12 protein-coding genes are annotated in these 13,235 nt (G+C 75.2%); 11 read left to right on the top strand and 1 reads right to left on the bottom strand.

Features of this window, described 5'->3' with window-relative positions:
* Positions 1–10: 10 nt before the first annotated feature.
* Positions 11–151 (bottom strand): hypothetical protein, encoded by a 141-nt coding sequence (locus tag ACR80Q_RS17700; RefSeq protein WP_435378979.1) that lies wholly within the window; start codon positions 149–151, stop codon positions 11–13.
* Between the two features lie 164 nt (positions 152–315).
* On the opposite strand from ACR80Q_RS17700, the gene ACR80Q_RS17695 reads away from it, so the two are divergent.
* The 11 genes from ACR80Q_RS17695 to ACR80Q_RS17645 all read left to right on the top strand — a co-directional run bounded on the left by ACR80Q_RS17695 (position 316) and on the right by ACR80Q_RS17645 (position 13,169).
* A complete protein-coding gene (locus ACR80Q_RS17695) occupies positions 316–1,647 on the top strand; it encodes a helix-turn-helix domain-containing protein (protein WP_435378978.1) in 1,332 nt (443 codons plus the stop codon).
* A 126-nt stretch (positions 1,648–1,773) separates the two neighbouring features.
* On the top strand, positions 1,774–2,778 hold the full coding sequence (locus ACR80Q_RS17690) for a hypothetical protein (protein ID WP_435378977.1): 1,005 nt from the start codon (positions 1,774–1,776) through the stop codon (positions 2,776–2,778).
* A 10-nt stretch (positions 2,779–2,788) separates the two neighbouring features.
* Positions 2,789–4,483, top strand: coding sequence for a bifunctional folylpolyglutamate synthase/dihydrofolate synthase (locus ACR80Q_RS17685; protein ID WP_435378976.1), 1,695 nt, complete (start codon positions 2,789–2,791; stop codon positions 4,481–4,483).
* Positions 4,476–4,823, top strand: a complete 348-nt coding sequence (locus ACR80Q_RS17680) for a DUF4233 domain-containing protein (protein WP_435378975.1) — start codon at positions 4,476–4,478, stop codon at positions 4,821–4,823. Before ACR80Q_RS17685 ends, ACR80Q_RS17680 begins: the two co-directional genes overlap by 8 nt.
* Before the next feature lie 9 nt (positions 4,824–4,832).
* A complete protein-coding gene (gene ndk / locus ACR80Q_RS17675) occupies positions 4,833–5,276 on the top strand; it encodes a nucleoside-diphosphate kinase (protein ID WP_435378974.1) in 444 nt (147 codons plus the stop codon).
* Positions 5,277–5,516: 240 nt separating this feature from the next.
* The gene (locus ACR80Q_RS17670) at positions 5,517–8,249 is read left to right on the top strand and encodes an Rne/Rng family ribonuclease (protein WP_435378973.1); all 2,733 of its coding nucleotides are present in this window, start codon (positions 5,517–5,519) and stop codon (positions 8,247–8,249) included.
* A 184-nt stretch (positions 8,250–8,433) separates the two neighbouring features.
* On the top strand, positions 8,434–8,742 hold the full coding sequence (gene rplU / locus ACR80Q_RS17665; RefSeq protein WP_435378972.1) for a 50S ribosomal protein L21: 309 nt from the start codon (positions 8,434–8,436) through the stop codon (positions 8,740–8,742).
* Positions 8,743–8,749: 7 nt separating this feature from the next.
* Positions 8,750–9,007: a 50S ribosomal protein L27 gene (gene rpmA / locus ACR80Q_RS17660; RefSeq protein WP_435378971.1), complete on the top strand. Its 258-nt coding sequence runs from the start codon at positions 8,750–8,752 to the stop codon at positions 9,005–9,007.
* Positions 9,008–9,126: 119 nt separating this feature from the next.
* Complete coding sequence (obgE, locus tag ACR80Q_RS17655) at positions 9,127–10,671, top strand: GTPase ObgE (protein WP_435378970.1); 1,545 nt, start codon at positions 9,127–9,129, stop codon at positions 10,669–10,671.
* Between the two features lie 4 nt (positions 10,672–10,675).
* Complete coding sequence (gene proB / locus ACR80Q_RS17650) at positions 10,676–11,830, top strand: glutamate 5-kinase (protein WP_435378969.1); 1,155 nt, start codon at positions 10,676–10,678, stop codon at positions 11,828–11,830.
* 4 nt (positions 11,831–11,834) lie between these two features.
* Complete coding sequence (locus tag ACR80Q_RS17645; RefSeq protein WP_435378968.1) at positions 11,835–13,169, top strand: glutamate-5-semialdehyde dehydrogenase; 1,335 nt, start codon at positions 11,835–11,837, stop codon at positions 13,167–13,169.
* The last annotated feature ends 66 nt before the right edge of the window (positions 13,170–13,235 follow it).

The raw sequence follows: 13,235 nt of genomic DNA, 5'->3' as shown, positions 1-13,235 counted from the left end.
GGGTGGTGGCTCAGGTGATGCAGCAGGCCGGGCCGGGGCCGTAGGTCTCCCCGGTCGAGGAGGAGGCAGCGGCCGAGACGGTCCAGGCGCCGGCGGCGACGGCCGCGGCGAGGGCGATGGCGGAGATGGCGCGGACGGGCTTGGAGGGCATGTCGCCTCTTTCGTGATCGAGGGTGCTCGGATGGACACGGTGCGAAGTGGTGGGGTGGCGTTCGGGGGAAGCATGGCCCAGTCACAGGTCAGGGCGCTACTGTCACAGCACAATTTCCACAGGCCGGGTGTCCTGGTCGTGAGAATCGAGCACCTGGAGGGCCCATGACGGACGAGGCGACGAGCGACCTGGGGGAGAGGTTGCGGGCAGTTCGCGAGGACCGACGGATCTCGCAGACGGAGCTCGCGGGGGACGACCTGTCCCCCAGCTACCTGTCGCTCATCGAGTCGGGCAAGCGCACGCCCAGCGAGACGGTGCTGGGCAAGCTGGCGCACCGGCTGGACGTGTCGGCGCACTTCCTGCGCTACGGCAGCGCGGCACCCGAGGAGCGGGTCCCCGAGCTGGAGCTGGAGCACGCCCGCCACGCGCTGGCCGTGAAGGACCTGCCCGAGGCCGAGACCCGGGCCCGGGCCGTCATTGCGACGCGCGGCGCCCCACGACGGCTCCACGACGAGGCGCTGCTCGTGCTGGCCCGGTCCCAGGAGCGCAGCGGCAACCTGGAGAGCGCGTTCGCCACCCTGCAGCCGCTGCACACCCGGGCGCTCACCGGTGACGCCGCCGTGGCGGTGGCCGAGACCGGGATGCTGCTGCTGCAGTGCCTGAGCCAGGCCGGTGACCTCAACCAGGCCGCCGACACCGGGGCCGCAGCCGTGGCGGCCTCCGCCCGGCTGGGCGCGACGGGCACCGACGAGCACCTGCGGCTCGCGGCCACCCTGGTGAGCATCCACATCGAGCGGGGGGACCTGCTCTACGCCCAGCACCTGGCCGAGGAGATGCTGACCGACGCCGAGAACCTCGGCAGCCGCGTGGGGCAGGGGAGCCTGCACTGGAACGCGGCCATCGCCGCCGAGGAGAGCGGTCACGTCGAGCGGGCCCTGCACCACGCCCGTCGCGCCGTGGCGTTCCTGTCCGAGGGGCCGGACACGCGCGACTACCACCGGCTCAAGCTGCTCCTGGCCTCGCTCCTGCTGATGTCCGAGAGCTCGGGCACCGACGAGTCGGTCGAGCTGCTCACCGCGATCCGGGAGCCCCTGGAGAAGATGGGCAGCGAGGTCGACCTGGCCTACTGGTACCGGATCCGCGCCTCGGCGCACCTGGCCTGCGGCGAGCCCGAGGACGCGAGGGCCGCGGCCGAGGCCGCGCTGTCGGTGCTGGGCGACACGCCGCGGCTCGAGGGCTGCGTCGCTCGGACCGTGCTCGGCGAGGCGTTGGCCGCGGCGGGCGACCACGACGGGGCCGAGGCCGAGTACCGCCGTGCCGCGGACACGCTTGCCATGATGTCGGCCACCCGCCAGGCCGCCCAGGCCTGGCGCGACCTCGGGGACCGGTTGCTGGACCTGGGGCGCTCGGTCGACGCGCTCAAGGCGTTCCAGCAGGCCTTCGACGCCGTGGGGCTGCGGCCGTCCCTGGTCCGGGCCCGGCTGCAGCGGGCCTGACCCCGCGGCCCTGTCCCGAGCGCCGGCACGCGATCGTCCGACCTGCGGGTCGGGCGGTCGCGTCGTGCTGTCCGGGTGGTTCGCGGTGCTGCCTTAGGCTTGGGCCCCTAGGACGAGGAGGTCCCTGTGACCCACGAGGAACCGCCTGAGGTCGTCTACCACTCACCGCGCTACCGCGCGCCCTGGCCGCCCGTGCTGCTGGGCCTGCTGTCGTGCGCGGTCCTGGTGGCGGCCCAGGTGTCCCTCGCTTCGCCGGAGGGTGGCCCTGCGCTCGCGGCCCCGGCTCCGTCGGTCTCCACCGGTGCGGGATCCCCCGGTGCGGGCTCGTCCGGCCCGGGGGCGGTGGGACCGGTGTCGAGCACGACCTCGGGGGCCGCGACCGGGGCCGAGGACGCACCCGCGGGCCCGGGCTCGTCGGGCCCGGACGCGTCGGGCCAGGACGCCGGCGCCGACCCGTGGGGCTCGGGCTCGTCGACCGGGGAGGCCGGCCGTCAGGGCCCGTCCGTCCCGCAGGCGGCGGGACAGGTCGGCACGCACGAGGGTCCGACCGGACCGCGCGGGCCCGGGGCGCCCACCGCCGCGACGGCCGCACCACAGACCGGCCCGGAGGCGACCGAGCCGGGCACCGTCCACTCGCGGCCGCCCGCCACGTCGCGGCCCCCCGCCACGGCGCGGCCCCCGGTCGTGGCCGCGCCCGCGCCGGCCCCGCCGGTCCGACCTGCCCCCGCTGCCCCGGCTCGCCCGGAGCCCGCACCACCGGCACCGCCCCGCCCCGCCCCGGCACCCGCGGAACCCGCCAGACCCGCGCCTGCGCCCCCGGCGCCGGCCCCCGTCGCACCGACGGTCCGGGTGGAGTTCGCGGCCGGAGCCAACCTCGGGGAGCAGGCCCGGGCCGCCCTCGAGCCCGTCATCGCGGCGCTGCGCGCACCGGGCGCCGGTCCGGTCGTGGTGCGTGGCGCGACGGGACCCGGACCGGACACCGGCCTCACCAAGGGTCTGGACCGGCGACGCGCCGAGGTGGTCGCCGAGGCGCTGGTCGACGGCGGTGCCCCCGCATCGCTCGTCAGGCTGGCCAGCGAGACGCACGGCCAGGCCGGCCGGGCCGTCGTGGTCTCGCCCGTCGTCCCCTGATACTGGAGGGGTGACAGTCGTCCCCCCTGGTCAAGACCCCCGCTTCCTGCAGGTGCAGGCCGAGATCCTCGACCGCGCGCCCGAGCACAGCCCGCAGCCGTCCCTGGACCGGGTCCGCTCGGTGCTGGAGATCCTGGGCGACCCCCAGCGCAGCTACCCGGTCGTGCACGTCACCGGCACCAACGGCAAGACGTCCACGGCGCGCATGGTCGACCGGCTGCTGCGCGAGCACGGCCTGCGCACCGGCCGGTTCACCTCCCCGCACCTGGACCACGTCGGCGAGCGGATCACCGTGGACGGGCTGCGCCTGGACGACGAGCGGTTCGTCGCGGCGTGGGACGACATCGCCCCCTACGTGCAGCTGGTGGACGAGCGCTCGCAGGCCGAGGGCGGACCGCGGCTGTCGTTCTTCGAGGTGCTCACCGTGATGGCGTTCGCCGTGTTCGCCGACGCCCCGGTCGACGTCGCCGTCGTCGAGGTCGGCCTCGGCGGCACCTGGGACTCCACCAACGTCGCCGACGCCACGGTCGCGGTCGTCACCCCTGTCGCCCTGGACCACGAGCGCTGGCTGGGCCACGGGCTGGTGGCCATCGCCGAGCAGAAGGCCGGAATCGTCAAGGAGGGGTCGGTGCTCGTCACGGCCGAGCAGCCGCTGGAGGTGGCCGAGGTCCTGATGAGGCGCTCGGTGGAGACCGGGTCCGTCGTCGCCCGCGAGGGCATCGAGTTCGGGGTGCTGTCCCGCGACGTGGCCGTCGGTGGCCAGCGGCTCACCCTGAAGGGCCTGGTCGGGGGTGCGGAGGACGTCTACCTGCCGTTGCACGGCGCCCACCAGGCCCGCAACGCCGCGGTCGCCGCGGCGGCGGTCGAGGCGTTCCTCGGCTCCGGCGGGCACGCCGGCACCGGTCTGGACCCGGACCTGGTGCGTGACGCGTTCGCCCACGTCGACTCCCCGGGCCGGCTGGAGGCCGTGCGCCGGGGCCCGCTGGTGGTGGTCGACGCCGCGCACAACCCCGCCGGTGCCGCCGCCGCGGCCGACGGCCTGCGCGAGGCGTTCCCCGGGACCCGGCTCGTCGGGGTGGTCGGGGTGATGGCCGACAAGGACGCCGAGGCCATCCTCGAGCAGCTCGAGCCCGTGCTCACCGAGGTCGTCGTCACCGCGCCCCGCTCGGCCCGGGCCATGCCCGTCGACGAGCTGGCCGACCTGGCCCACGGGGTGTTCGGGGAGGAGCGGGTGCACGTGCGGCCCGACCTGGCCGACGCCATCGACACCGCCCTCGCCGCGGCGGAGACGGGCAGCGGGGGTGACGACGTGGCGGCCGGTGTGGTGGTGACCGGGTCGATCTTCCTGGTCGCGGAGGCCCGCGCCATGCTCGGGGCGCAGGCCCCGGACTCGCTCGCCGTCGACACCACCAGCCGGGGGGTGTCCGCGGTCGCCGAGGACACCGAGCGGCGGGTCCTCGGCGAGGACGCCGACCGGCTCGACCACCTCGACGACGAGCTGGACGAGCTGGCCCGGCTCGGCGTGCGCGACGACCTGCACGACGAGCGCGACGAGCGTCCCGTGGTGGCCGACCCCTACGCCCCGCCGGAGGACAGCGCCCTGCTCGACGACCCGTGGGTCGTCCGCGAGGAGCACGACGACTACTGGGACCGCGACGACGAGAGCGACGAGACGGACGACGGGGGAGGCCCCGCCCGTGCGTGACCCCAAGCGCGCCATGGCCGCCACCGTGCTGGTGTTCGAGGCGCTGGTGGTGTTCTTCGCGTCCCTGGTGGCCAAGGACCTGTCCGGGCTGAGCACGGCCGAGGCCGTCGGGGGCGGGGTCGTCCTGGCCGCCGTGCTGGTGCTCGCCTCGGGCCTGCTCGGCCGGGCGGGGGGGTACTGGGTCGGCTCGGCCCTGCAGGTGGCGGTCGTGGCCACGGGCGTGTTCGTCCCCACGATGATCGGCGTGGGTCTGCTGTTCACGGGGCTGTGGGTGGCGGCCGTCGTGATCGGCAACCGGATCGAGCGCGAGCGCGCCGGAGCAGCCCCGGCCGGTGGCTAGGCTGCCCGGGTGACCCAGCCTGAGACCGACGCGCCCGACCGCACCCTCGTCATCGTCAAGCCGGACGGGGTCCGGCGCGGCCTCACCGGCGAGGTGCTGCGCCGCATCGAGACCAAGGGGTACCGGGTCGTCGACCTGCGCATGCTCACCGCCCGGGAGGACCAGCTCGCGGCCCACTACGCCGAGCACGAGGGCAAGCCCTTCTACGGCCCGCTCGTCGAGTTCATGTCCTCCGGCCCCGTCGTCGCGGCCGTCGTCGAGGGGCACGGCGTCATCGAGGGGTTCCGCAGCCTGGCCGGCGCCACCAACCCCACCTCCGCCGCCCCCGGCACGATCCGCGGCGACCTGGGGCGCGACTGGGGTCTGAAGGTGCAGCAGAACATCGTCCACGGCAGCGACTCCACGGACTCCGCCGCCCGCGAGATCGACATCTGGTTCGGCGCCGGTTCCTGAGCCTGCGGCCCGGCACGCCCGGACCGTGACATACTGCCGAGTCGGAGAGGTGTGTCCCGCATCGGACCGCCGACCGCGTCGCCCGTCATGATCGGGCGCGACCCGTCCGGGCGTCAGTCGCCGGCAGGTATGCGCCGACCAGGACCGAGGCGACGACCACGGACTTCCGTGCGGCCCGAGGGTCGCGCGACAACCGCTCCACCCGGGGATGCGACCGGGAGGGGTCGAAGAGGAGCACCAGTGCTCGAGGAAGACCAGACCACCACCCCCGCCTCCGACGAGGCGCCCGCGGCCCGACCCCGCCGTCGCCGCGCCGCCTCCCGGCCGGCCGGCCCTCCGGAGCCGGCCGTCGAGGCACCCGTCGTCGAGGCGCCCGCCGATCCGGTCGTCGCCGAGGTGACGCCCGCCGCCGCCACGCCCGAGGAGGTCGAGCCCGAGGTCGTCGAGGCCGAGGTCGTCGAGGCCGAGGTCGTCGAGCCCAGCGCCGTCGAGCCCAGCGCCGTCGAGCCCAGCGCGCAGCCCGAGGACGCCGAGGCGTCGGACGAGGACCCGAACGTGCTGTTCGCCACCGCGACGTCCGGTGGCACCGCGACCACCCGGCGCCCCCGCCGGCGCGCGACGGCGGCCGCCGGGCCGCCGGTCGCCGACATCTTCACCGCACCGCCGGTGCCCGACCTCGACGAGCTCCTGCCCCCGCCCGTCAGCACCGGAGCCCCGGCCGACGGGGACGACACCCCGGCGCCTCGCAGCCGTGGTGGCCGCACCCGCCGGGGCCGCGGCCGCGCCGGCACCGACGACACGTCCGGGCCGGTGCTGCCCGACCTGCCCGTCGTGACCGACGCGCCGGACACCGCCCCCGACGCCTCGGCGAGCGCCCCGGCCGACGACGCCCCCACCGAGAAGCCGGCGCGCCGCTCCCGCAGCCGGGCCCGCGCCAAGGCCCCGGCCGAGCCCGAGGGCACGACGGACGCCGAGGAGACGCGCACCGACGTGGCCGTCCCCGACGAGGGCCCCGGTGCGCCGTCCCCCGTCTCCGACCGCGGTGACCGGTCCGAGGAGCGCGACGGGTCCGACGCCGACGCCGACGCCTCCACGGACGACGCCGACGACACCGAGGACAGCAGCCGTCCCCGACGCGGTGGGCGCTCGCGCCGCCGCCGTGGCGGCCGTGGTCGCAGCTCCTCCGGTGACGCCGAGCAGGGCGACGACGAGGACACCGAGCCCACCGGTGCCGGCCCCGACACGGCCGGTCAGGACCGTGACGCCGACGACGCCTCCGCCGACGGCGGCGAGGACTCCTCCGAGGAGGACGACGACGACGACGACCAGGACGACACCGGCGGGTCGCGCTCCTCGCGGCGCCGTCGGCGTCGTCGCCGCCGTTCCGGTGGCGGCGAGGCCGACCTGAGCGTCGACCCGGACGACCCGCCCGGCACCGTGGTCCGCATCCGCGAGTCCCGCGCCGACGAGGTCACCAAGCTCAAGGGCTCCACCCGGCTGGAGGCCAAGCGGCAGCGTCGCAAGGACGGTCGCAGCACCTCCCGCAAGCGCACCGTCATCACCGAGGCGGAGTTCCTCACCCGGCGCGAGAGCGTCGACCGCACCCTGCTGGTGCGCGAGGGCGAGGACCGCACGGAGATCGCGGTGCTCGAGGACGGCGTGCTCGTCGAGCACCACGTCACCCGCGCCAGCCAGCAGTCCATGATCGGCAACGTCCACCTGGGCAAGGTCCAGAACGTGCTGCCGAGCATGGAGGCGGCCTTCGTCGACATCGGCCGCGGCCGCAACGCCGTGCTGTACGCCGGTGAGGTCAACTGGGACGCGTTCGGCATGACCGGCGGCTCCTCGCGCAAGATCGAGGACGCCCTCAAGCCCGGCGACCCCGTCCTGGCCCAGGTGTCCAAGGACCCCATCGGGCACAAGGGCGCCCGGTTGACCGCGCAGATCTCGCTCCCCGGCCGGTACCTGGTCTACGTGCCCGGCTCGTCGATGACCGGGATCAGCCGCAAGCTGCCCGAGAACGAACGCACCCGCCTCAAGAAGGTGCTGCGCCGCGTCGTGCCGGAGGACGCGGGCGTCATCGTGCGCACCGCCGCCGAGGGCGCGAGCGAGGCCGAGCTCGAGCGCGACGTCGCCCGGCTCAAGGCGCAGTGGGAGGACATCGAGGCCAAGTCGAAGGCCGTCCAGGCCCCGGCGCGGCTGTACAGCGAGCCGGACCTGGCCATCAAGGTGGTCCGGGACGTCTTCAACGAGGACTTCACGCGCCTGCTGGTCTCCGGCGACGACACCTGGGACACCCTGGACGGCTACGTCCGTCACGTCGCGCCCGACCTGGCCGAGCGGATGACCCGTTGGGCCCCCGAGGCCGGGGCCGAGCAGGACCTGTTCGTGCACCACCGCATCGACGAGCAGATCGCCAAGGCGCTGGACCGCAAGGTCTGGCTGCCCTCGGGCGGCTCGCTGGTCATCGACCGCACCGAGGCGATGACGGTCGTCGACGTCAACACCGGCAAGTACACCGGCAACGGCGGCAACCTCGAGGAGACCGTCACGCGGAACAACCTCGAGGCGGCGGAGGAGATCGTCCGCCAGCTCCGGCTCCGTGACATCGGCGGCATCATCGTCGTCGACTTCATCGACATGGTCCTGGAGAGCAACCGCAACCTGGTGCTCCGCCGCCTGGTCGAGTGCCTGGGCCGCGACCGGACCAAGCACCAGGTCGCCGAGGTCACCTCGCTCGGTCTCGTGCAGCTGACCCGCAAGCGGGTCGGCTCGGGCCTGCTGGAGTCCTTCAGCACCCCGTGCGAGCACTGCCAGGGTCGCGGCGTCATCACCCACTCCGAGCCCGTCGGGGCCGGCAACGAGGCCCCCGCGGCCCCGGGTGCCGGCTCCTCGGGCGGCCCCGGCGAGGGCGGCGGACGTGGGGGCGGGCGCAGCGGCGGTCGCAGCCGCGGCGGCCGCCAGAGCGGCTGAGGCCCGGCCACCGCGCCCGGCGTCCTGCCGGTTTGGTCGCACGGCGTGAGCCGCGTACCCTAGGACGCTGGCCGGTGGCGCGTCCGTTGCTGCGCCACCCAAGCGGTCCGACCACTCCCGTCCACGCACGGTGAGCCGGTCAGGAACGCTGGTCCACTCGGCCCGACAGAAAGAGAGTCACGACGTGTACGCGATCGTCCGCGCCGGTGGGCGCCAGGAGAAGGTCGCCGTCGGCGACGTCATTGTGGTCGACCGGCTGACCGGTGCCCCCGGCGACGAGACCCGGTTCACCCCGGTCCTCCTCGTCGACGGCGCCGAGGTCACCTCCGACACCGACGCGCTGAGCAAGCTCGTCGTCGCCGGGAAGATCGTCGAGGACCTCAAGGGCCCCAAGATCCGGATCATGAAGTACAAGAACAAGACCGGTTACAAGAAGCGCCAGGGTCACCGCTCGTACCTGACCCGGGTCGAGATCACCACGATCGGGAAGTGAGCTAGACATGGCACACAAGAAGGGCGCGTCCTCGACCCGCAACGGTCGCGACTCCAACGCGCAGCGTCTCGGCGTCAAGCGCTTCGGCGGCCAGGTCGTCGGCGCCGGCGAGATCATCGTCCGCCAGCGCGGCACCCACTTCCACCCGGGCGACAACGTCGGCCGCGGTGGCGACGACACGCTGTTCGCGCTGCAGCCCGGGGCCGTGACCTTCGGCACCCGCCGCGGCCGCCGCACCGTCAGCATCACGATGGCCGACGCCTGATCCTGGGCGCCTGATCCAGCGCCGGGCCTCCCGCCCGGCTCCCAGCTCGACGACGCGCCGGTCGCCCCCGACGGGGGCGACCGGCGCGTCGCGTTCCACCCGAGGACCCGGAGGTCTCCGTGAGCCAGTTCGTCGACCGAGTGGTCCTGCACGTCACCGGGGGGGACGGCGGCAACGGCTGCGCGTCCGTCCACAGCGAGAAGTTCAAGCCGTTGGGCGGGCCCGACGGCGGTGACGGCGGGCACGGCGGCGACGTGGTGCTCGTCGTCGACGACCAGGTCACGACGCTGCTGGAGTACCACCGCTCGCCCCACCGCGAGGCCATCAAGGGCGGCGTCGGCAAGGGCGGGCACAAGAGCGGCGCCGACGGCGACGACGTCGAGCTGCGCGTCCCGGACGGCACGGTCGTTTCCACCCCGACCGGTGAGGTCATCACCGACATGCTCGGCCACGGCACCCGGCACGTCATCGCCGCGGGCGGTCGCGGCGGCCTCGGCAACGCGGCCCTGGCCAGCGCCCGCCGCAAGGCCCCCGGCTTCGCCCTGCTCGGTGAGCCCGGCGAGAGCCGCGACGTCGTGCTGGAGCTCAAGACCGTCGCCGACGTCGCCCTGGTCGGGTACCCGAGCGCCGGCAAGTCCAGCCTGGTCGCCGCCATGTCGGCGGCCCGGCCCAAGATCGCGGACTACCCGTTCACGACCCTGGTCCCCAACCTGGGCGTCGTCGAGGCCGGCGACATGCGGTACACCATCGCCGACGTGCCCGGCCTGATCGAGGGCGCGAGCGAGGGCCGCGGCCTGGGCCTGGAGTTCCTGCGCCACGTCGAGCGCTGCTCCGTGCTGGCGCACGTCCTGGACACCGCCACCCTGGAGCCGGACCGCGACCCGCTGCGCGACCTCGAGGTCATCCTCGCCGAGCTGGGCCGCTACGAGGCCGACGCGGAGACCATCCCGCTGTCGGAGCGCCCCGCCATCGTCGTCCTCAACAAGGTCGACACCACCGACGGTCGCGACATGGCCGAGTACGTCGCCCCGCAGCTGCGCGAACGCGGCTACGAGGTGTTCGTGGTGTCCGCGGTCAGCCACGAGGGGCTGCGCGAGCTGTCGTTCGGGATGGCGCGCTACGTCAAGGCCGACCGCGACGCCCGGGCCCGGCCCAGCGCCCCCCAGCGCGTCGTGCTGCGCCCGGTGGCCGCCGACGACACGGGCTTCCGCGTCACGGTCGAGCAGGTCGAGGGCCGCACCGTCTACCGCGTGGCGGGCGGGCGGCCCGAACGCTGGGTCCGTCAGACCGACTTCGCCAACGAGGAGGCCATCGGCTACCTCGCCGACCGGCTCGCCCGGGCCGGGGTCGAGGACGCGCTGTACAAGGCCGGGGCGCTGGCCGGGGCCGAGGTCGTCATCGGCTCCGACGACACCGCCGTGGTGTTCGACTGGGAGCCCACGGTCGGCGTCGGGGGTCCGGTCGGCGGGCCCCGGGGCACCGACCTGCGCGTGACGGGCGACGCCAAGCGGGCCAGCCGCGCCGAGCGCCGGCTCGAGCACGGCCGTCGGATGGACGCCAAGACCGCCGCTCGTACCGAGCTCGCCGCCGAGCGTGCCTCGGGCCGGTGGACCGCGCCGGACGACCAGGCCACCCCCGTCGGGGGGACGGACGAGGACGCGTGAGCGCATGAGCACCACCGACGTCGAGCGGGACCGGCTGCACGGCCTGCTCTCCGGCCCCGGCACGCTCGTGGTCAAGGTCGGGTCCTCCAGCCTGGCCACCCGCGACGGCATCGACGGCTCGGCCATCGACACCCTCGTCGACCGGCTCGCCGCCCGGCGGGTGCTGGGGGAGGACCGTCGCCTGGTGGTCGTCACGAGCGGCGCCATCGCCGCCGGGCTCCCCGCGCTGGGCATGACCCGGCGCCCCGCCGACCTGGCCGGGCTGCAGGCCGCGGCCAGCGTGGGCCAGGGCCGCCTGCTGGCCCGCTGGTCGTCCTCGTTCGAGCGGCACGACGTGGTCACCGGCCAGGTGCTGCTGGACCTGGACGACCTGGTGCGTCGCAACCACTACCTCAACGCCCGCTCCACGCTGGCGCGGCTGCTCAGCCTCGGGGCGGTGCCCGTGGTCAACGAGAACGACACCGTGGCCACCGACGAGATCCGGTTCGGCGACAACGACCGGCTGGCTGCGTTCGTCGCCCACCTGGTGGGGGCGAGCGCGCTGGTGCTGCTGACCGACGTGGACGCCCTCTACGACCGTCCGCCGGGCCGCCCGGGGGCCCGTCGGATCGGGTTGGTGGCGGATGCGTCCTCGGTGACGGCCGACCTGGGCAGCGCGGGCAGCGCCGTCGGCACCGGCGGGATGCGGACCAAGGTGGACGCCGCCTCCATCGCGGCCGACGCGGCCGTGCCGACCCTGGTGACCGCCACCGCCCGGTTCCCCGACGCGATGGCCGGCGCCGACGTCGGCACCTGGTTCGCCGCGGCCGCCCGGGCCCTGCCCGCCCGCACGCTGTGGCTGTCGCACGTGGCCAGCCCGCGCGGTCGCCTGGTGCTGGACGCGGGCGCCGTTCATGCCGTCCTGGGGCGGGGTGCCTCGCTGCTGCCGGCCGGCATCACGGCCGTCGAGGGCGTGTTCGACGTCGGGGCGGTCGTGGACCTGTGCCACCCGGACGGCCGGGCCGTCGCGCGCGGGCTGTGCGGGTACGCCGCGGCGGAGCTGCCCCAGCTGCTGGGTCGCTCCACCCACGACCTGCGGGACGACCTGGGGCCGGACTACGGCCGCGAGGTCGTCCACCGGGACGACCTCGTGGTGCTGGGGGCCACCGCCGTACCCTGAACGCATGTCTGAGCTGCTCGACGTGCTGCCCGGGACCCAGGACCGCGACGGGGCGCACGACCGGCCCGGCCCGGACCCGGTCGTCGAGGCCGTCCACGCCGTGGCGGCCGCCGCGCAGGAGGCCTCCCGCTCCCTGGTGACGGCCACGAGCGCCGTCAAGGACGCCGCCCTGCTGCAGATCGCCGAGGACCTGGTGGCCGCGACGGACGCGGTCGTCGCCGCCAACGCCGAGGACCTCGACCGGGCGCGGCGCGACGGCGTCTCGGCGTCGATGCAGGACCGGCTCCGCCTGGACGCCGACCGGGTCGCCGCGATCGCGGCGGCCGTGCGTGAGGTCGTGGCCCTGCCCGACCCCGTCGGCCAGGTCGTCCGGGGGTCGACGCTGCCCAACGGGCTGCGGGTCCGGCAGGTGCGCCGCCCGCTCGGCGTCGTGGGCATGGTCTACGAGGCCCGGCCCAACGTGACCGTCGACGCGGCGGCCCTGGCGCTGAAGAGCGGGAACGCGGTCGTCCTGCGGGGCGGGTCCGCGGCGGCGTCCAGCAACGCCGCCATCGTCGAGGTGCTGCGCGGCTCGCTGCGGTCGGTGGGCCTGCCCGCCGACCTGGTCGCGACCATCGACGCCCACGGGCGTGCGGGCGTGCGGGCGCTGCTGCGGGCCCGGGGCCTGGTCGACGTCGTCATCCCGCGCGGCGGCGCGGACCTGATCCGAACCGTCGTGGAGACCGCGACCGTGCCCACCATCGAGACCGGGACCGGCAACTGCCACGTCTACGTCGACGCCGCGGCCGACCTCGACGAGGCGCTGGCCATCTGCCTCAACGCCAAGGTCCAGCGGCCCAGCGTCTGCAACGCCGCCGAGACGGTGCTGGTGCATGCCGACGTGGCCGAGCGGTTCGTCCCGCTGCTGGTCGGGGCCATGCAGGCCGAGCAGGTCCTCGTCCACGGCGACGCCCGCACCGTGTCGCTCGTGGGTGAGGGCGCCGGCGTGCTGGCCGCCACCGACCACGACTGGGCCACGGAGTACATCGGTCTGGAGCTCGCGGTGGCCGTCGTGGACGACATCGACGCCGCCCTCGCGCACATCCGCCGCTGGTCGACCAAGCACACCGAGGCCATCTGCACCCGCGACACCCGGGCCGCCGAGCGGTTCGTGGCCGAGGTGGACGCCGCCGGGGTCGCGGTGAACGCCTCGACCCGGTTCACCGACGGCGGCGAGCTGGGCCTCGGCGCCGAGATCGGCATCTCCACCCAGAAGCTCCACGCCCGCGGTCCGATGGGGCTCACGGAGCTGACCACCACCACCTGGGTGGTAACCGGCGACGGGCACGTCCGGACCTGACGTCGCCCTCGTGCCAGACTGGGCCCCGGTAACGCCCCGGTCGTCATGACCGGGGCCCGTGTAGGA

The organism is Aquipuribacter aurantiacus (assembly GCF_051216895.1).
Classification (GTDB): Bacteria; Actinomycetota; Actinomycetes; order Actinomycetales; family JBBAYJ01; genus Aquipuribacter.
The sequence above is the reverse complement of the archived record's forward strand: the minus strand, read 5'-3'. Positions and strand labels throughout refer to the sequence as shown.

What these genes read in the sequence shown, in the direction of transcription:
- ACR80Q_RS17700 (WP_435378979.1), bottom strand. Translation starts at nt 151, where the DNA reads ATGCCCTCCAAGCCCGTCCGCGCCATCTCCGCCATCGCCCTCGCCGCG.
- ACR80Q_RS17695 (WP_435378978.1), top strand. Translation starts at nt 316, where the DNA reads ATGACGGACGAGGCGACGAGCGACCTGGGGGAGAGGTTGCGGGCAGTT.
- rpmA (WP_435378971.1), top strand. Translation starts at nt 8,750, where the DNA reads ATGGCACACAAGAAGGGCGCGTCCTCGACCCGCAACGGTCGCGACTCC.
- proB (WP_435378969.1), top strand. Translation starts at nt 10,676, where the DNA reads ATGAGCACCACCGACGTCGAGCGGGACCGGCTGCACGGCCTGCTCTCC.
- ACR80Q_RS17645 (WP_435378968.1), top strand. Translation starts at nt 11,835, where the DNA reads ATGTCTGAGCTGCTCGACGTGCTGCCCGGGACCCAGGACCGCGACGGG.